The organism is Duganella sp. 1224 (assembly GCF_013408245.1).
In the GTDB taxonomy this organism is placed as follows: Bacteria; Pseudomonadota; Gammaproteobacteria; order Burkholderiales; family Burkholderiaceae_D; genus Rugamonas.
In genome coordinates this window covers 908,873-927,007 of record NZ_JACBYS010000002.1, presented here as the reverse complement: position 1 = coordinate 927,007, position 18,135 = coordinate 908,873, and the positions used below count along the sequence as shown (strand labels likewise).

General features: G+C 66.5%; 15 protein-coding genes. 11 read left to right on the top strand and 4 right to left on the bottom strand.

Features of this window, described 5'->3' with window-relative positions:
- Positions 1-4: 4 nt before the first annotated feature.
- The 7 genes from gmd (at position 5) to FHW58_RS16155 (ending at position 7,656) form a co-directional block, all read left to right on the top strand.
- Positions 5-1,048, top strand: a complete 1,044-nt coding sequence (gmd, locus tag FHW58_RS16185) for a GDP-mannose 4,6-dehydratase (RefSeq protein WP_179674137.1) — start codon at positions 5-7, stop codon at positions 1,046-1,048.
- Between the two features lie 14 nt (positions 1,049-1,062).
- On the top strand, positions 1,063-1,974 hold the full coding sequence (locus FHW58_RS16180) for an NAD-dependent epimerase/dehydratase family protein (RefSeq protein WP_179674136.1): 912 nt from the start codon (positions 1,063-1,065) through the stop codon (positions 1,972-1,974).
- Entirely contained in the window at positions 1,971-3,137 is a 1,167-nt protein-coding gene (locus tag FHW58_RS16175; RefSeq protein WP_179674135.1) for a glycosyltransferase family 1 protein, read from the top strand. Before FHW58_RS16180 ends, FHW58_RS16175 begins: the two co-directional genes overlap by 4 nt.
- A 5-nt stretch (positions 3,138-3,142) precedes the next feature.
- A complete protein-coding gene (locus FHW58_RS16170; protein WP_179674134.1) occupies positions 3,143-4,258 on the top strand; it encodes a glycosyltransferase family 4 protein in 1,116 nt (371 codons plus the stop codon).
- Between the two features lie 28 nt (positions 4,259-4,286).
- Positions 4,287-4,997 (top strand): response regulator transcription factor, encoded by a 711-nt coding sequence (locus FHW58_RS16165; protein WP_218892790.1) that lies wholly within the window; start codon positions 4,287-4,289, stop codon positions 4,995-4,997.
- A complete protein-coding gene (locus tag FHW58_RS16160; protein WP_179674133.1) occupies positions 4,990-6,348 on the top strand; it encodes a HAMP domain-containing sensor histidine kinase in 1,359 nt (452 codons plus the stop codon). The genes FHW58_RS16165 and FHW58_RS16160 overlap by 8 nt, the downstream gene beginning before the upstream one ends.
- An 87-nt stretch (positions 6,349-6,435) precedes the next feature.
- Entirely contained in the window at positions 6,436-7,656 is a 1,221-nt protein-coding gene (locus FHW58_RS16155) for a pyridoxal phosphate-dependent aminotransferase family protein (protein WP_179674132.1), read from the top strand.
- On the opposite strand, the gene FHW58_RS16150 is transcribed toward FHW58_RS16155, so the two are convergent.
- Together FHW58_RS16150 and FHW58_RS16145 are read right to left on the bottom strand one after the other, a co-directional pair.
- On the bottom strand, positions 7,657-8,652 hold the full coding sequence (locus FHW58_RS16150) for a two-component system response regulator (protein ID WP_179674252.1): 996 nt from the start codon (positions 8,650-8,652) through the stop codon (positions 7,657-7,659).
- Positions 8,652-12,053 (bottom strand): MHYT domain-containing protein, encoded by a 3,402-nt coding sequence (locus FHW58_RS16145; protein ID WP_179674131.1) that lies wholly within the window; start codon positions 12,051-12,053, stop codon positions 8,652-8,654. The genes FHW58_RS16150 and FHW58_RS16145 overlap by 1 nt, the downstream gene beginning before the upstream one ends.
- Positions 12,054-12,179: 126 nt before the next feature.
- Between FHW58_RS16145 and FHW58_RS16140 the strand changes: the two genes are divergently transcribed.
- The 3 genes from FHW58_RS16140 to FHW58_RS16130 are packed head-to-tail and all read left to right on the top strand — an operon-like array spanning position 12,180 to position 15,387.
- Positions 12,180-13,418 (top strand): efflux RND transporter periplasmic adaptor subunit, encoded by a 1,239-nt coding sequence (locus FHW58_RS16140; RefSeq protein ID WP_179674130.1) that lies wholly within the window; start codon positions 12,180-12,182, stop codon positions 13,416-13,418.
- The gene (locus tag FHW58_RS16135; RefSeq protein ID WP_373996685.1) at positions 13,415-14,158 is read left to right on the top strand and encodes an ABC transporter ATP-binding protein; all 744 of its coding nucleotides are present in this window, start codon (positions 13,415-13,417) and stop codon (positions 14,156-14,158) included. Before FHW58_RS16140 ends, FHW58_RS16135 begins: the two co-directional genes overlap by 4 nt.
- Positions 14,159-14,163: 5 nt before the next feature.
- Entirely contained in the window at positions 14,164-15,387 is a 1,224-nt protein-coding gene (locus tag FHW58_RS16130; protein ID WP_229265346.1) for an ABC transporter permease, read from the top strand.
- On the opposite strand, the gene FHW58_RS16125 is transcribed toward FHW58_RS16130, so the two are convergent.
- Positions 15,388-15,852, bottom strand: a complete 465-nt coding sequence (locus tag FHW58_RS16125; RefSeq protein WP_179674129.1) for a hypothetical protein — start codon at positions 15,850-15,852, stop codon at positions 15,388-15,390.
- A 69-nt stretch (positions 15,853-15,921) separates the two neighbouring features.
- Between FHW58_RS16125 and FHW58_RS16120 the strand changes: the two genes are divergently transcribed.
- Entirely contained in the window at positions 15,922-17,208 is a 1,287-nt protein-coding gene (locus FHW58_RS16120; RefSeq protein WP_179674128.1) for a BNR repeat-containing protein, read from the top strand.
- A 6-nt stretch (positions 17,209-17,214) separates the two neighbouring features.
- Here the strand turns inward: FHW58_RS16120 and FHW58_RS16115 are convergent, their stop codons facing one another.
- On the bottom strand, positions 17,215-17,811 hold the full coding sequence (locus FHW58_RS16115; RefSeq protein ID WP_179674127.1) for a DUF1640 domain-containing protein: 597 nt from the start codon (positions 17,809-17,811) through the stop codon (positions 17,215-17,217).
- Between the last annotated feature and the right edge of the window lie 324 nt (positions 17,812-18,135).

Below are 18,135 nucleotides of genomic sequence, written 5' to 3'. Positions count from 1 at the left end.
CATCATGCAAACAACAAAAAAAGCCCTGGTTACGGGCATTACCGGCCAGGATGGCGCGTATCTGGCGGAACTGTTGCTGGGCAAAGGCTATGAAGTCACCGGCACTTATCGTCGCACCAGCTCGGTTAATTTCTGGCGTATTGAGGAACTGGGTATCCAGGCGCATCCAAATCTGAAACTGGTCGAATACGACCTGACCGACCTGGGCGCCAGCATCCGCCTGCTGCAGAACGTGCAGCCGGACGAGATCTATAACCTGGCCGCGCAAAGCTTTGTCGGCGTCTCGTTCGAGCAGCCGGTGACCACCGCCGAAATCACCGGCGTTGGCCCGGTCAACCTGCTGGAAGCCGTCCGCATCGTCAATCCGAAGATCCGCTTCTACCAGGCGTCGACCTCGGAAATGTTCGGCAAGGTGCAGGCCGTGCCGCAGAAGGAAGATACGCCGTTCTACCCGCGCAGCCCGTATGGCGTGGCCAAGCTGTATGCCCACTGGATGACCGTTAACTACCGCGAGTCCTATGGCATCTTCGGTTCGTCGGGCATCCTGTTCAACCACGAGTCGCCGCTGCGTGGCCGCGAGTTCGTCACCCGCAAAATCACCGACTCGGTGGCCAAGATCCATCTGGGCAAGCTGGAGGTGCTGGAACTGGGCAACCTGGACGCCAAGCGCGACTGGGGCTTTGCCAAGGAGTACGTGGAGGGCATGTGGCGCATCCTGCAGGCCGATCAGCCTGACACCTATGTGCTGGCCACCAACCGGACCGAAACCGTGCGCGATTTCGTCAGCATGGCCTTCAAGGCAATCGACGTGGCGCTGGAGTGGAGCGGTTCGGCCGACAACGAAATCGGCACCTGCAAGAAAACCGGCAAGGTGCTGGTGCGCGTCAATCCGAAATTCTACCGCCCGGCGGAAGTCGAGCTGCTGATCGGCGACCCCGCCAAGGCGCAGAAAGAGCTGGGCTGGAAGCCATCGACCACGCTGGAACAGCTGTGCCAGATGATGGTGGAGGCAGACCTGCGCCGCAACAAGGCCGGTTTCTCGTTCTGATTCAAGGAGTACCCATGGCGGCTGAAGGCGAGGGCAAACGCGCCCTGATCACCGGTTTGTCCGGCTTCACCGGCCGCTACGTCGCGCAGGAGTTGCGCGCCGCCGGCTACCAGGTCTTCGGCACCATCACCCCCGGCCACGCGGCCGGCGAGGGCGAGTTCGCCGTCGATCTGCTGGACCGGGCCGGCCTGGCCGAAGTGGTGGCGCAGGTGCGGCCAGATGTGGTGGCGCACCTGGCCGCCATCGCCTTTGTGGCCCATGGCGACGTTGATCAGGTCTACCGCGTCAACGTGGTCGGCACCCGCAATCTGCTGGAAGCGCTGGCTGGCGCGGAGCACCAACCGTCGGCCGTGCTGTTGGCCTCCAGCGCCAATATCTACGGCAATACCGACGTCGGCGTGATTCACGAAGACGTGCCGGCGGCGCCAGCCAACGACTACGCCGTCAGCAAGCTGTCGATGGAGTACATGGCGCGCCTGTGGCAGGACAAGCTGCCGCTGATCGTCGTACGTCCCTTCAACTACACCGGCGTGGGCCAGCACGAGAACTTCCTGCTGCCGAAAATCGTCGCGCACTTCCGCCGCAAGGCGGCCGACATTGAACTGGGCAACCTGCACGTGTGGCGTGATTTCTCCGACGTGCGCATGGTCGCCGCCAGTTACCGCAAGCTGCTGGCCGCGCCGGCCGGCGTGGCGATCGGCCACACCTTCAACATCTGCTCCGGTCACGGCTATTCGCTGGGCGAGGCGCTGGACATGATGGCCGACATCGCCGGCTACAAGATTAATGTGCATGTCAACCCGGCCTTCGTGCGCGCCAACGAAGTGGTGCGCCTGGTCGGCGACAACCGCCGCCTGCAGTCGGTGGCCGGCCCGCTGGACATTGTGCCGCTGGCCGACACGCTGCGCTGGATGTATTCCGCATGACAGGTGCCGCCTCCCTGCGCGTCGGCCTGTCCGCCACCACCATCGAGCCGGCGCTGACCGGCGGCCGCATGGATGGCATCGGGGTCTACACGCAAGCGCTGATGGAACACCTGCCGCAGGCCGGCGTCGATGTCCAACCGCTGTCGTTCGCGCCGCCCGGCGATGCGCGCCGCCTGAGCGCCGGCCGCGCCTTGCCGCTGTCATTCCCGCTGGCGGTGATCGGCGACATGCTGCTGCCGTCATCGGTGCACCTCAGCACACGGACCGCGTTGGGCAAGGGCGCTGCGCCGCTGGACTTGTTCCACGCCACCGACTACCGCATCGTGCGCATGGACTGCCCGGTGGTGGCCACGCTGCACGACGCCGTGCCGGTGGCGCGTCCCGAGTGGGCCAGCCCGAAGATGCGCAAGCTGAAAAACTGGCTGCAGGTGCGTGCCGCGCGCAAGGCGCAGCATGTGATCGCCGTGTCGCACTACGCGGTGCGCGAGCTGGTCGAGCATTTCGGCGTCGATGAGCAGCGCATCAGCGTTGTGCATTCCGGTGTCGGCGCCGAGTGGCACGAACGCCCGTCTGCCGAAGAGCGCGACGCCACGCTGGCGCAACACCAGCTGCGCGCAGGCTACTTCCTGTTTGTCGGCACCCTGCAGCCGCGCAAGAACGTCGGGCGGCTGCTGGAGGCATACCTGACGCTGCCGCCGGTGCTGCGCTCCGCGCGCCAGCTGGTGATCGTCGGCGCCCAGGGCTGGCACAGCGAGGAACTGGTCAGGCAGATCAAGGCGGCGCAACAGAAGGGCGAGAACGTGGCCTGGCTGGACAAGCTGACCGACAAGCGCCAGCTGCGCCACCTGTATGCCGGCGCCGGCGCCTTCATCTTCCCGTCGCTGCACGAAGGCTTCGGCCTGCCGGTGCTGGAAGCCTTTGCCGGCGGCGTGCCGGTGGCCTGTGCCAACGCCACCTCGCTGCCGGAAGTGGCGGCCGGCGCCGCGCTGGAATTCGATCCGCTGTCGGTGGGCGAGATCGCCGCCGCCATGACCACGCTGGCGCGCGACGACAGCGTGCGTGCGCGCTGCATCGCCGCCGGCGAACGGCGCGCGCTGGAACTCACGTGGGACGCCGCGGCGCGCCGCACCGCCGCCGTTTATCATCAAGTACTGTCCCGCTGAACACCATGCGCGTCCTCCATTTCTACAAGACCTATTATCCCGACACCTGGGGCGGCATCGAGCAGGTGATCCGCCAGCTGTGCGTGGGCACCGGCCGCCTTGGCGTCACCAACGAGGTGCTGACGCTGAGCCGCGGCGGTCCCTCCGAAATCGACATCGAAGGGCACACCGTGCACCGCGTGCCGCTGGACTTCGAGATCGCCTCGACCGGTTTCTCGTTCGCCGCCATCCGCAAGCTGGCGCGCCTGGCGCGCAAGGCGGACGTGATCCACTACCACTTCCCGTGGCCGTTCATGGACCTGGCGCACTTCATGGCGCGCATCGACAAGCCGAGCGTGGTGACCTACCACTCCGACATCGTGCGCCAGAAGAATCTGTTGCGCGTGTACGGCCCGCTGAAGCGCCGCTTCCTGCACAGCGTGGACACGGTGGTGGCGACCTCGCCCAACTACCTGGCCTCGTCGCCGGTGCTGAAGCGCTTCGCGCACAAGACCCGCACCATCACCTATGGCCTGGATAAATCGATCTATCCGAAACCGTCGGAAGCGCTGAAGGCCAAGTGGCGCGCCCAGTGCGGTGAGCGCTTCTTCCTGTTCGTCGGCGTGCTGCGCTACTACAAGGGCCTGCACATCCTGCTGGACGCCATGGCCAATGTCGACTACCCGGTGGTGATCGTCGGCGCCGGCCCGATCGAGCAGGAGCTCAAGGCCCACGCCCGCCGCCTCGGCCTGACCCATGTGCAGTTCATCGGCGCGGTGGACGAGGAGGACAAGGCGGCGCTGCTGGAGCTGAGCTACGCCATGGTGTTCCCGTCGCACCTGCGCTCGGAAGCCTTCGGCATCTCGCTGCTGGAAGGGGCGATGTTCGGCAAGCCGATGATCTCCAGCGAAATCGGCACCGGCACCACCTACATCAACATCGACAACGACACCGGCCTGGTGGTGCCGCCGGACGATCCGGCGGCGCTGGGCGCGGCCATGCGCGCGCTGTGGGAGGACCCGGCGCGCGCGGCCGCCATGGGGCGCCGCGCCGAGGCGCGCTACTGGGAGCTGTTCACCGCCGAGAAGATGGCGCAGAACTATCATGCGCTGTACCGTGAGCTGGTGGCGCGGCCAAGGTAAAATAGGCTTTACCCACGATTTTGCGGAGATGCGCGTGCGCTGCCTGGTGATTGAAGACGAAGCCGAAACGTCCAGCTACATCTGCAAGGGCCTGCGCGAGGCCGGCTATGTGGTGACCGCCGCCGCCAACGGTCCGGACGGACTGGATTACGCCACCAGCGAGGATTGGGACATCATCATCCTCGATCGCATGCTGCCGGGCCGCATCGATGGCCTGTCCATCGTCGACAAGCTGCGCGCGCTGGGCAAGCAGACGCCGGTCATCATCGTCAGCGCGCTGACCACCATCGACGCCCGCGTGACCGGCCTGCGCGGCGGCGCCGACGACTACCTGTCCAAACCCTTTGCCTTCTCCGAGCTGCTGGCGCGGGTCGAGGCGCTGCTGCGCCGCAGCGCGCCCGGCGCCGACAGCACCCAGCTGCAGGTGGCCGATCTGCGGCTGGACCTGCGCACGCTGCGCGTCACGCGTGGCAACAAGGTCATCACGCTGCAGCCGCGCGAGTACCGCCTGCTGGAATACCTGATGCGCAACGAGAACCAGGTGGTGACCCGCACCATGCTGCTGGAATCGGTGTGGGACTATCACTTCGACCCGCAGACCAATGTGATCGACGTGCAGATCTCGCGCCTGCGCGCCAAGGTGGACAAGGACTTCCCGGTGATGCTGATCCACACGCTGCGCGGCGTCGGCTACCGCATGGGCGTGACGCCGCCGGACGAGGCGGAGCCGCTTGTTTAAGCTGCGCACCTCGATCGCGGCCAAGCTGGTGCTGGGCTACGGCCTGCTCGGCATCGCCTCGATCGTGGCCGTATCGGTGGTGTTCTACAGCGGCACCATCGGCGTCATCGACCAGAACATCGACGGCAAGATCATGTCGCAGACCGAGCGCATGCTGGACAAGGTTAACGGCAATAGCCGCGAGGCGCTGAAGGCCGAGGTGCACCGCCTGCTGACCGACGGCGTCGACAACGACCGCGAAATCTTCGAACTGCTGGACGCCGACGGCACCGCGCTGGCCGGCAATCTCGGCTCCTGGCCCGGCGTGGACCAGGCCCCCGACCTGGTGACCACCACCGTGCTGCGCTACGGCCGCAGCGCGCCGGCGCGCCTGTACCTGCGGCCGCTGGCGCAGGGCGGGGTGCTGATCGTCGGCCGCGACCTGAGTGAGGAAGAGGCGGTGCGCGAGGTGATCTGGCGCGCGCTGGCGGCTGGCGCCTGCGTGTCGCTGATGCTGACCATCGCCGGCGCCATGTTGTTCCGCCGCAGCATCGAGGCGCGGCTGGGCGAGATCCGCCGCACCGCCGCGCAGATCGAGGCCGGCGACCTCAGTCCGCGCATTCCGGTCACCGGCAACGACGAGTTCGCGCTGCTCAACCGCGACATCAACCGCATGCTGGACCGCATCGAGCTGCTGATGGAGGGCATCCGCAACGTCTCCAACGCCATCGCCCACGACCTGCGCACGCCGCTGAGCCGCATCCGCGGCCGGTTGGACGATGCGCTGCGCCACGACATGACGGTGCCGCGCCTGGCCACCGCCGCCCACGACGCCATCGACGACATCGACGACCTGATCCGCCTGTTCGAGCGCCTGCTGCAGATCGCCGAGGCGGAATCCGGCATGCGCGCGCGCCTGTTCGAGCGGCTCGACCTGGGCCGGGTGGTGGCCGACATCGGCGAAATGTACGAGGCCATCGCCGAGGACAGCAACATCACGCTGACGGTCGATGCCCCGGCCTCGCTGTACGTGGACGGCGACCGCAACCTGCTGGCCAGCGCGCTCGCCAGCCTGCTGGACAACGCCATCAAGTACGCCGGGCCGGGCGCGGTGATCCACGTGCGCGCCGGCCTGCACCATGGCCAGGCGGCGATGTCGGTGCACGACAATGGCCCCGGCATTCCGGACGGCGAGCGCGAAAAGGTGACGCAGCGCTTCTACCGCGTCGACAAGAGCCGCCACATGCCGGGCAATGGCCTGGGCCTGTCGATCGTCAGCGCCACCGCCAAGGCGCATGACGGCAAGCTGGTGCTGGAGGACTGCGCGCCCGGGCTGGTGGCGCGCATCGTGCTGCCCTTGGCCGTGAATTGAGCGGCTATCCAATTCGTAATGTGACCGCAAGCTTGTGGAAAGCCGCGCAGCCCTATGATGAGCTGTTCCTTTTCGGTCTTCCACATCATGCACGACTTAAGCGATATCGCCAGCTGGCTGCGCCATCATCCCATCTACCATGACTCGTCGGTGCACAGCACCTTGCCCGATCCGACCTTCGTCACCGAGGGCGAGAGCGTGGTGTCGTTCAGCACCAACAACTACCTGGCGCTGGCCAACCATCCGCGCCTGGTGGCGGCGGCCAAGGCGGGCCTGGACCGCTATGGCGTCGGCAATTGCGAGTCGCGCCTGCTGGGCGGCGACCTGGAAGTCTACCGCGAACTGGAATACCGCCTCGGCGCGCTCAAACACAAGAGCGACGCGGTGCTGTTCGTGACCGGCTACATGACCAACATCGGCGTGCTGTCGTCCATCGTCAAGGCGGCCACGCTGGCGCGCCTGCACGGCTTCCGCTCGAAGAAGCGCCACAAGTATGCCTACTACTCGGACGAGTTCAATCACATCTCGATCCGCGAGGGCATCCAGATGTCCGGCGCGCTGCGCTACAACTACCGCCACTGCGACATGAATCACCTGGAGTCGCTGCTGCAGGCCGGCGCCGCCGAGGGCACCACGCCGATCATCGTCAGCGACGGCGTGTTCAGCATGGAGGGCACCATCGCGCCGCTGCCGGAGCTGGTGGCGCTGGCCGAGCGCTTCGGCGCGCTGCTGTACATCGATGATGCCCACGCCACCGGCATCCTGGGCGCCACCGGCGGCGGCACCTCGGAGCACTTCAACTGCTACAGCACCAACATCATGCAGATGGGGACGCTGAGCAAGGCGCTCGGCTGCATCGGCGGCTTTGTGGCGGTGGAAAAGGAAGTGGCGGACGTGATCCGCCTGACCAGCTCCGCCTACGGCTTCACCTGCCCGCCGCCGCCGGACCAGGCGGCGGCGCTGCTGGCCGCGCTGGACATCCTGGAAGACGAGCCGCAGCGCCGCCAGCGCCTGTGGGACAACCAGCGCTACTTCATCGAGCGCATGGCGCCGCTGGGCTACACCATCATCTCGACCGCCACGCCGATCCTGCCGGTGCTGATCGGCGACGCCGAAACCTGCCAGCGCTACGCGATGGCGCTGCGCGCCGAGGGCGTGCACGTGGATTCGATCCAGTTCCCGGCCGCGCCGGTGGGCCAGGCGCGCCTGCGCTTCATGATGAATGCCGGCCACACCCGGGCGCAGATCGACCACGCGGTCAGCGTGATGGCGCGCCTGGCCGGCCGCGGCGAACGCCTGGTGGCGTAATCAACGCTCTGCCCAGCGCTCCTTGATTTCAAGCAGCGCGGGCATCTGTTCAATGAAGACGTCGACCAGGCGTCCTTCAAAATGCCGGTCGCGCTGCGCCAGCATGTGTTCCACCGCTTTCTCCACCGGCCACGCCTCCTTGTAGGGGCGGGCCGAGGTCAGCGCGTCGAACACGTCGGCCACGGCGACGATGCGGCCCACCAGCGGGATCTCCTCGCCTTGCAGGCCGTTCGGATAGCCGCTGCCGTCCCACTTCTCGTGGTGGCTCATGGCGACGTCGTAGGCCATGGCCAGCATGCCGGCCGGGTGCTGGCCGATGATGTCGCCGCCGATGCTGGCGTGCGACTGCATCACCTGCCATTCCTCCGGGTCCAGCGGGCCGGGCTTGCGCAGGATGCTGTCCGGGATGCCGATCTTGCCGACGTCGTGCATCGGCGCCGCGTGCAGCAGGTCCTCCGCCTCGGCCTCGCTCATGCCGATGGCCAGGCCGAGGATGCGCGCGTAGTGGCTCATGCGGATCACGTGCAGGCCGGTTTCGTTGTCCTTGTATTCGGCCGCCAGGCCGAGGCGCTGGACGATTTCCAGGCGCGTCTTCTTCAGCTCACCCACGCCCACCAGCGACAGGTGGGTGCGCACCCGCGCGCGCACGATGGGCGGGCTGACCGGCTTGGTGATGTAGTCGACCGCGCCGGCCTCGAAGCCGATCACTTCGTCGTCGGTGTCGTTGAGGGCGGTGACGAAGATCACCGGGATGTGGGCGGTGACCGCGTCGGCCTTCAGCAAACGGCAGGTTTCGTAGCCGGTCATGCCCGGCATCATCACGTCCAGCAGAATCAGCTGCGGCTGTTCGGAGCGCGCCAGCTCCAGCGCGCGCGGGCCGTCCTTGGCGAACAGCAGGCGGTACTGGTCCTGCAGGATATGGCGCAGCAGTTGCAGGTTGCTGGCCTCGTCGTCCACCACAAGAATTTGCGGCTGGTTGGCGGGGTGGGTGGTCATCATGGCGTCTCCATCGACAGGCTGGCCTGCAGCGCTTGCAGCGCGGCCAGGGCCTGCGGAAAATCGAAATCGTTCAAGGCGTCGCGCACCGCGTCGAGCTGCTGCGCGAGCCGCGGCGGGGCGCCGGTGAGCGCCGCCTGCAGCGCGGTCAGGGCGGCGTCGTTCAGCGCGCCGCGCTGCAGGAAAGGCAGCAGCGCGGCCGACTTCTGGCGGGCGATCGCCAGGTCGAACACGGCGGCCGGCGGCGGCGCCTCCAGCCGCGCCCCGCGCGGCGGCGCCAGCGCGTGGATGGCGCTCAGCGCCGCGTCCATCTGGCCGGCCAGCGTGCGCTGCGCCTGCGCCAGTTCGGTCTTCAGCGCGGCCGAGGCAGCGGCGCCGTCGGCGTCACCGTCATCGTCGCCGCCGCGCTGCGGCGAGCCGCACAGCTTCTCGATCTGCGCCAGCGTGGCGCTGATCTGTTCCAGGCCGATGTTGGCGGCCACGCCGCGCACCTTGTGGCTCCAGGCTTGCGCCTCGGCCAGGCGGGCCTCGCTGGCACCGGCCAGCAGCTTGGCCAGCGTGGCGGCGGCGCTGCCGTAATCGGCCACGAAGCGGTGCAGCGCCTGGTGATAGGCGGCCTCCTGGTCGCCCCAGCGCTGCAGGCCAGCCTTCTGATTCAGCACGCGCTGGCGCGGCGCCTCGGCCGGCGGCGGCGCCGACGCCAGCGCCGGCAGCTGGAGCACCTTGGCGATTTCGTGCGACAGCGCATGCCAGTCCACCGGCTTGGAGGCGAAACCGTCCATGCCCGCGACCGCGGCCGCCTCGCGGTGCGCGGCCAGCACGCTGGCCGTCATCGCCACGATCGGCAGACGGGCGCCGCCACCCTGCTGTTCGCGCGCGCGGATGGCGCGGGTGGCGGCCAGGCCGTCCATCAGCGGCATCTGCATGTCCATCAGCACCACGTCGTAGCGCTGTTCGGCCGACATGCGCACCGCCTGCATGCCGTCGTGCGCGCGCTCCAGCGTGTGGCCGCGCTTGGCTAGCAGCAGCGACAGCAGCTCCAGGTTCTGCGGCACGTCGTCGGCCGCCAGCACGCGCAGCGGCGGCAGCGGATAGTCGAAGCGCTCGCTGCTCTGCGCCTGGCCGTTGCGCGCCGGCTCCAGCGGCAGCAGCACGTGGAAGGTGGTGCCCACGCCCGGCGTGCTCTCGGCCCAGATCTTGCCGCCCATGAGGCCCACCAGCTGGCGGCTGATGGTGGTGCCCAGGCCGGTGCCGCCGAAGCGGCGCGTCATCGAGGCGTCGGCCTGCGTGAACGGATCGAAGATGGCGTGGATGCGCTCCGGCGCGATGCCGATGCCGGTGTCCTCGACGGCGATGTGCAACTGGCCCTGTTGCACGCCGGCGCGCAGGCACACCTTGCCGGCGGCGGTGAACTTGATGGCGTTGTCCAGCAGGTTGCCGAGGATCTGGCGCATGCGCAGCTCGTCGCCGTGCAGCCAGGCCGGCAGCGCCGGGTCGTAGGCGATGTCGATCACCAGCCCCTTGGCGCGGGCGTTGCTGCCGAAGGTGGACGCCAGTTCGTCGATCAGCCCGAGCAGCGTGTAGTCGTCCGGTTCCAGCTCCACCGCGCCCTTGTCCAGCTTGGCGGTGTCGAGGATTTCGTTGAGCAGCCGCAGCAGCGAGCGGCCTTCCTTGCGCACCGTGTCCAGGTGGCGGCGCTGCTCGGCGTTGAGGTCGGTGTCCAGCAGCACGTCGGTGAAGCCGAGGATGGCGTTCATCGGCGTGCGGATCTCGTGGCTCATGTTGGCGACGAAGCTGGCGCGCGCGGCGGCCGCCTTTTCGGCCGTGTCCTTGGCCTTGCGCAGTTCCTGCTCCATCTCGCGGCGTTCGCTGATGTCGAGGATCACGCCGTCGATCCAGCGGATCGCCGGGTTGCTCTCGTCCTGCGTGACCGCGCCGTGTTCCCACATGAAGCGCCGGCTGCCGTCGGCGTGGTTCAGGCACCACTCGACCTGGTAGGTCGCCAGCTCGGCGACGCTGCGTGCGATCTCGGCCGCCACGCGCTCGCGGTCTTCCTCGCAGATCAGCGAGCCGAGCGTGCGGGTGCGCCGGGCGCCGACGAAATCGCTGGCCGGATAGCCGGCCACCCGCTCGATGCCGTCGCTGACGAACACCGGCGGCGCGTCGAACGCCATGCTGCTGCGGAAGGAGATGCCGGGGATGTTGCCGATCAGGGAGCGGAACTGCTGTTCGCTGTCGCGCAGCGCCTGCATGATGGCGCGCCGCTCGCTGATGTCGGTAATGAACAGCACGAACAGGTCGCGCTGCCCCAGCCGGGCATGGCCCAGCGCGCGGCGGATCGGCAGCGTGCTGCCGTCCTTGCGCAGCGCCATCACCTCGCTGCCCTTGCCCGGCACGGCGGCGTCTGCGGTGCGCAGGTAGTTGAGCAGGCCGTCGCGCTCCGAGCGCTCGACGTCGGCCATCAGCAGGCGGATGTTGCGGCCGACGATGTCGTCGCGCGCCCAGCCGAAGATGCGTTCGGCCGAGGCGTTGAATTCGTGGACCACGCCGGCGCGGTCGATGGTGATGACGCCGTCGACGGTGGTGGTCAGCAGCGCGCGCATCCAGGCTTCGCTCTCGGCCTGCTGGCGGTACATCTCGCGGTAGCGCAGCATGCCGTTGGCGGCCATGGCGAACACGGTGACCGCCACCGTGACCAGCGCCAGTGCCAGCGCCACGAAGGTGGAGTTCTGCTGCGGCGAGGCGTCGAGCGGCAGCCGGCCGATGAAGCGCGCCGCCGCCATGCCGGTGTAGTGCATGCCGGCGATGGCGCAGCCCATCACCACCGCGCTGATGGCGCCGACCACGTGGCGCGGCAGGCGCAGCGTGCGCAGGCCAAAGCGTATCCACAGCGCCAGCGTGGCCAGCACCACCGCCACCACGATCGACAGGCCGAACATGAAGGGATCGTAGTGCAGCCGCAGCGCGGTCTGCATGGCCGCCATGCCGGTGTAGTGCATGGCGCCGATGCCGGCGCCGACCAGCACGCCGCCGCTGACCAGCGAAATGGCGCTCAGGCGCCGCATGCTGATGATGTACAGCGCCACCCACGACGCGGCCAGGCTGGGCAGCACCGACAGCAGCGTCAGCTCGTGGTTGTAATCGACGTCGGTGCACAGATTAAACGCCAGCATGCCGATGAAGTGCATCGACCACACGCCGCAGCCCAGCGCCAGGCTGCCGGTGCCGAGCATGGTGGCGCGCAGCCCGCGCGTGGTGGCCAGGCGCGCCTGCGCCGCCACTTGCAATCCCATCCATGATGAGAAGATGGCAACCAGGATCGAGAGGATGACCAGCGGCGGCGAATACGTGCCGTAGTGGAGCAGGGACGGATCGTCCGGAGAAGTGAAGAGTTCCAGCATGATGCGGACACCATATCACAGAAAAAAGCGCCGCCATGCAGTTATTGCTTTAAAGACAAATATGTTTGATACTTGCCGGGCTGATCCGCATTTTGCCGGATCTCACTATGGGATACTTTGACAACAATGGCTTTCCTGACGAAGAAGAAAATGGCGCTGGCCATCGGCCTGCTGCTGATCGGCGGCGGCGCGGCCGCCTACTACGCCAAAAGCAAGACCCCGGTGGTGGAGGCGCCGCGCTTCCGCACGGCGGCGGTCGACACCGGCAACATCACGCAGACGGTAACGGCCACCGGCACCATCAACCCGGTGGCGCTGATTAACATCGGTTCCCAGGTGTCCGGCACGGTGAGCGAATTGAAGGCGGACTTCAACGACCACGTGACCAAGGGCCAGGTGCTGCTCAAGCTCGACCCGACCATCTTCAACGCCCAGATCCGCCAGGCCGACGCCCAACTGGCGTCGGCGCGCGCCTCGCTCAAGCTGGCGCAGGCCACGCACCAGCGCAATCAGTCGCTGCTGGCGCAGAACTACATCTCGCCGCTGGCGCTGGACCAGTCCAAGCGCGAGGTCGATGTGGCGCAGGCCAATATCCAGCTGGCGCAGGCGCAGCTGGCGCGCGCCCAGGCCGACCTGGATAACTCGGTGATCCGCTCGCCGATCGATGGCGTGATCATCAAGCGCACCGTCGACCTGGGGCAGACGGTGGCGGCGTCGTTCACCACGCCGCAGCTGTTCCAGATCGCCCGCGACCTGACCAAGATGCAGATCGACACCAGCGTGTCGGAGGCGGACGTCGGCTCGCTGAAGGAGGGGCAGGAGGCGCGCTTCGTGGTGGACGCCTATCCGGACAAGGAATTCAACGCCCGCATGCGCCAGTTCCGCCTGGCCGCGAATGTGGTCAACAGCGTGGTGACGTACAACGTGGTGCTGGACGTCGACAACCAGGACGAGCTGCTCAAGCCGGGCATGACGGCGCAGGTGCGTCTGCTGGTGGGCAACAGGCAGAACGTGCTGCGGGTGCCGACCGCCGCGCTGCGCTTCCGCCTCAGCGACGAAGAGATCGAGAAGCAGAAGAAGCTGGCGGCGGCATCCGCCCCGGCCTCGGCCAGCGCCAGCGCAAGTGCCAGCGCTAGCGCGGCCACCGACGCGGCGCAAGACGACGACGCCTCGTTCCGCACCAAGGCCGACCTGGCGCGCAGCTTCCGCATCTACACGCTGGACGCGAAAAACCAGCCCAAGGCGCAGGACGTGAAAATCGGCCTGTCCAACTTCCGCTACACCGAAGTGCTGGCCGGCGACCTGAAAAAGGGCGACAAGGTGATCACCCGCGCCATCGGCAACGACAAAGAAGGTGGCATGTGACCGCGCCCGGCCTGTTGATCGACATCCGCCAGGTCACCAAGAGCTACTTCTCCGGCAGCGTGGAGACGCAAGTCCTGCACGGCATCGACCTGGCCGTGCCGCGCGGCGACTTCCTGGCGGTGATGGGGCAGTCCGGCTCCGGCAAGTCGACGCTGATGAATATCTTCGGCTGCCTGGACCAGGCCAGCGGCGGCAGCTACCTGCTGGACGGCGTCGACACGCTGACGCTGTCGCGCAACCAGCTGGCCACCATCCGCAACCGCACCATCGGCTTCGTGTTCCAGAGCTTTAACCTGATCAAGCGCATGAGCGTGGCGGAGAACGTGGCGCTGCCGCTGATTTACGCCGGCGTGTCGCGCGCCAAGGCGCATGCCAAGGCCTTGATAGAACTGGAACGCGTGGGCCTGGCGGCGATGGCCAAACGCACGCCGAACCAGCTCTCCGGCGGCCAGCAGCAACGGGTGGCGATCGCGCGCGCGCTGGTGGGCGATCCGCCGCTGATCCTGGCCGATGAACCGACCGGCAACCTCGATACGCAGACCAGCGTCGAGATCATGCGCTCGTTCCAGCAGCTGAACCAGGAGCGCGGCATCACCATCCTGCTGGTGACGCACGAGCCGGACATCGCCGCCTACAGCAAGCGCCTGATGCGCCTCAAGGATGGCCGGGTGCTGTACGACGGCCCGTCCGCCGAGGGGCTGCGCCAGCTGGCGCAAAGCCATGAACCCGTGACGGTATAAACAATATGAATCCTTTACAGATAGTGGTGGAGGCGTTTCGCTCGATGCTGGCGAACCGCCTGCGGACCTTGCTGACCATGCTGGGCATCATCATCGGCATCACCTCGGTGGTGCTGCTGCTGGCGGTGGGCGACAGCATGAAGCGCTTCATCGCCAAGGAGCTGGAGCAGCTGGGCACCAATATGCTGTTCATCTCCCCCGGCGGCGACCGCGCGCAGCAGCAACGCATGCGTACCGGCGCGCAGCCGGCGATGACCATCGCCGACGCGGCCTCGCTCAACGAGCTGCCGTCGCTGGCCGGCGCCGCGCCGGTGCTGCAGGGCGGCTTCAATCTCTCGGTGGGCAACGAGAACGCGTCGAAGACGGTGCACGGCGTCACGCCGGCCATGTTCAAGATCCGTGGCTGGAAGGTCGACAAGGGCAGCGCCTTCAGCGATGCCGACGTGCGCGGCGCCGCGCGCATGGTGGTCATCGGCCGCAAGATCGCCGACCAGTTCTTCTACAAGCAGGACCCGCTGGGCAGATACATCCGCATCGAGAACGTGTCGTTCCAGGTGGTGGGCGTGTTGTACGGCGAGGGCAAGCAGGTGGACGGCGGCGACTTGAGCGAGTACGTCATCGTGCCGATCACCGCGGCGGCGGCCAACCTGGTGAAGATGCCGTTCCCCGGCAATGTGCACTACGTGGTGGCGCAGGGCAGGTCCGGCGGCAACCTGCAGGACGCGATACTCGACATCAGCGAAACGCTGCGCGACCGCCACCACATCAAGATCGACCAGCCGGACGACTTCCGCATCGATAACCTGGCCTCGTTCGCCGAGACGGCGCAGAAGATCAGCGCCGGCCTGGCCGCGCTGCTTGGCCTGATCGGCGCGATTTCGCTGATCGTCGGCGGCATCGGCATCATGAACATCATGCTGGTGTCGGTAACCGAGCGCACGCGCGAAATCGGCATCCGCATGGCGATCGGCGCCAAGCCGCGCGACGTGCTGCTGCAGTTTCTGACGGAGGCGGTGGTGATCTGCCTGGTGGGCGGCATCTTCGGCATCGTGCTGGCCACGCTGGCGGCGGCCGGCATTACCGCCACCGGCAAGTTCGACGTGTTCATCACGCTGCAGGCGGTGATCGTGGCGTGCGGCTTTTCCAGCCTGGTGGGCGTATTCTTCGGCTTCTACCCGGCGCGCCGGGCGTCCCGGCTGCTACCGGTGGACTGCCTGCGCTACGAGTGATCAGTAGTCGAACTTTTTGCTGGTGCCGCCGCTGGCCTTGAAGTAGATGCTGTGTTCCTCGCGTTCCTTGCGGACGGCCTCGCGCCGTTCGCGGTTGGCGCGGCGGCGCTCTTCGATGCGGGCGTTCTGCTCGTCGATGCGCTGCTGGGTTTTCAGGCCCTGTTTGCTGTTTTGCAGCAGGCCGACTTTCTGCAGCATGGCGGCGGCCCACAGCAGGAACACCAGCACCAGCGACAGCAGGTAGCCGGCCTGCCACAGGCCGTAGTTCTGGCTGATGAAGGGGAAGATCGGCGCGGCGTGTTCAAGCCAGCCCTGGCCCAGTACGCCGAGCACGGCCGCCAGCACGCCCAGACAGAATGTCTTGACGATCATCCAGCGGCTGGCGCGGATGCGCGATTCCCAGAAGGCGTGGGGATCTTCGGTGGCCTGGTCGAGATAGGGAGTGTGGTCGTATGGGGTGGTCATAGCGTCAGTTGTTTGGGGCGCTAGCGAAATTATCTCATATTTTTCCATGTGGAAATTAAAGAGGTGTTGATGATAATCAGAGGATGGGTGGCGGCGCTGGCGCTGGCCGCGTCGTGCCAGGCGGCGCCGGTGGTCTCGGTGGTGGGCGATGGTTGGGCTAACAATTCGGTCAACGCGGTGGTGTTCCGCAAGAATTCGCTGGTGACGCATGGCGACACGCAGTACGTGGCCTACTACGATGCGCAGCGCTACCTGGTGCTGGGCAAGCGCCGCCTGGGCACCACGCGGTGGACCACGCTGCGCAGCGCCTGGCAGGGCAACGCGGCCGATGCGCACAACGCCATCAGCATCATGGTGGACGGCGACGGCTATCTGCACGTGGCGTGGGACCATCACAACAATCCGCTGCGCTATGCGCGCGGCGTGGCGCCCGGCTCGCTGGAGCTGGGCCCTAGGCAGGCCATGGTGGGGGTGGATGAGGACGAGGTGTCCTATCCCGAGTTTTATCGGCTGCCGAACGGCAGTCTGCTGTTCTTCTACCGGCTGGGCGGATCGGGGCGCGGCGATTTGATCATCAACCGCTACGACGTCGCCACGCGGCGCTGGACGCGGTTGCACACCAATCTGATCAGCGGCGAGGGCAAGCGCAACGCCTACTGGCAGGCGTTTCTCGATCATCGCGGCACCTTGCACCTGTCATGGGTGTGGCGCGAGTCGCCGGACGTGGCCAGCAACCATGACATGGCTTATGCGCGCTCGCGCGACGGCGGCGTGACGTGGGAGCGCTCGGACGGCACGCCGTACGCGTTGCCGATCAACGCCGCCAGCGCCGAGTATGCGCTGCACATTCCGCAGAACAGCGAGTTGATCAACCAGACTTCGATGGCGGCCGATCAGGACGGTCATCCCTACATTGCCAGCTACTGGCGCGATGCCGGACCGGCGGTGCCGCAGTACCACGTGATCTACCACAATGGCGCGACGTGGCGGGTGCGGGCGCTGGACTTCCGCAAGACGCCGTTCTCGCTGGCCGGGCAGGGCACCAAGCGCATTCCGATCGCGCGGCCGCAGATCATGGTCGGCCAGGCCGGCGCGCTGCTGGTGTTCCGCGACGAGGAGCGCGGCAGCAGAGTGTCTGTCGCCAGCACGTCCGACATTGCGCGCGGCGCGTGGCAGGTGCGGGATCTGACGGATGCCTCGGTCGGCGCCTGGGAGCCCAGCTACGACACCGAGCTGTGGCGCCGCACCGGCACCCTCAGCCTGTTCGTGCAAAACGTCCAGCAGGTGGATGGCGAAGGCCAGGCCAGCGTGCCGCCGCAGCCGGTGACGGTGCTGGACTGGACACCCGCGCCGTGATGCCGCTCATGCCGGAATCATCTTGAGCAGCAGCGCGGACAGAAGAGAGGATTGCAGGATGCCGACGCCGACCACCCAGCGGATCAACTCCGCCCGGCTGTCGGCAATTTTTGCCTCCAACCGAGCCTCGACCTGATCGATTCGGCCATTGATCCTGATGTCCACCTGGTCGATCTTGCCGTTGATTCTGATATCCACTTGCTCGATCCTGCCGTTGATTCGGGTGTCCATTTCTTCGATCCTGCCGTTGATTCGGGCATCCATTTCTTCGATCCTGCCGTTGATTCGGGCGTCCATTTCTTCGATCCTGCCGTTGATTCGGGCGTCCATTTCTTCGATCGTGCCGTTGATTCGGGTGTCCATTTCTTCGATCCTGCCGTTGATACTGGTATCGGATCGATCGATTTTGGCATCGAGCTTGAATTGGACTGTATCGATCTTGGCGTGGGTCTCCGCCGCGTAGTGATCGACCTTGGCATTGAGCGCGCTGAGCTCGTTCATGATGTCGCCGGTGGTTTCGGCATGAATGTCGGCCAGCGCCGCCGGCATGCCGGCGTCCTGCAGGCGCCTGGCGTATTGATGATTGTCGAAAAGAATGGTCATGGCTCTCTCCGCGAGGTGAGCATCCATCTTAAAAACGCGGCCTGAGCGGCGTTTGATATAGCGCAAAGGTATGCGGCAGGGCGCCGCCCCCGGCGGGCGTGTCTATCGCGCCACAGTGCCATTCTACGCCCGTTTGGCTGTCCGTCCCTCTGCACACGCCGCCAAAGCGCTTGCTTTTTGGTATGAAATGGTAGCGTATAACATTTCAAAGTTTATTTTTGTTGACAACAACTTTTCTTCGCTTTTAAACTCAAATGATCGCGCAACCATTTCGAGATTGTTTGCGAGGTTTATAACAATAACCACGGATAATTTCCGAAGGAG

What these genes read in the sequence shown, in the direction of transcription:
- FHW58_RS16155 (WP_179674132.1), top strand. Translation starts at nt 6,436, where the DNA reads ATGCACGACTTAAGCGATATCGCCAGCTGGCTGCGCCATCATCCCATC.
- FHW58_RS16115 (WP_179674127.1), bottom strand. Translation starts at nt 17,811, where the DNA reads ATGACCATTCTTTTCGACAATCATCAATACGCCAGGCGCCTGCAGGAC.
- FHW58_RS16180 (WP_179674136.1), top strand. Translation starts at nt 1,063, where the DNA reads ATGGCGGCTGAAGGCGAGGGCAAACGCGCCCTGATCACCGGTTTGTCC.
- FHW58_RS16140 (WP_179674130.1), top strand. Translation starts at nt 12,180, where the DNA reads ATGGCTTTCCTGACGAAGAAGAAAATGGCGCTGGCCATCGGCCTGCTG.
- FHW58_RS16165 (WP_218892790.1), top strand. Translation starts at nt 4,287, where the DNA reads ATGCGCGTGCGCTGCCTGGTGATTGAAGACGAAGCCGAAACGTCCAGC.
- FHW58_RS16120 (WP_179674128.1), top strand. Translation starts at nt 15,922, where the DNA reads ATGATAATCAGAGGATGGGTGGCGGCGCTGGCGCTGGCCGCGTCGTGC.
- FHW58_RS16130 (WP_229265346.1), top strand. Translation starts at nt 14,164, where the DNA reads ATGAATCCTTTACAGATAGTGGTGGAGGCGTTTCGCTCGATGCTGGCG.
- FHW58_RS16170 (WP_179674134.1), top strand. Translation starts at nt 3,143, where the DNA reads ATGCGCGTCCTCCATTTCTACAAGACCTATTATCCCGACACCTGGGGC.
- gmd (WP_179674137.1), top strand. Translation starts at nt 5, where the DNA reads ATGCAAACAACAAAAAAAGCCCTGGTTACGGGCATTACCGGCCAGGAT.
- FHW58_RS16175 (WP_179674135.1), top strand. Translation starts at nt 1,971, where the DNA reads ATGACAGGTGCCGCCTCCCTGCGCGTCGGCCTGTCCGCCACCACCATC.
- FHW58_RS16150 (WP_179674252.1), bottom strand. Translation starts at nt 8,652, where the DNA reads ATGACCACCCACCCCGCCAACCAGCCGCAAATTCTTGTGGTGGACGAC.
- FHW58_RS16125 (WP_179674129.1), bottom strand. Translation starts at nt 15,852, where the DNA reads ATGACCACCCCATACGACCACACTCCCTATCTCGACCAGGCCACCGAA.
- FHW58_RS16145 (WP_179674131.1), bottom strand. Translation starts at nt 12,053, where the DNA reads ATGCTGGAACTCTTCACTTCTCCGGACGATCCGTCCCTGCTCCACTAC.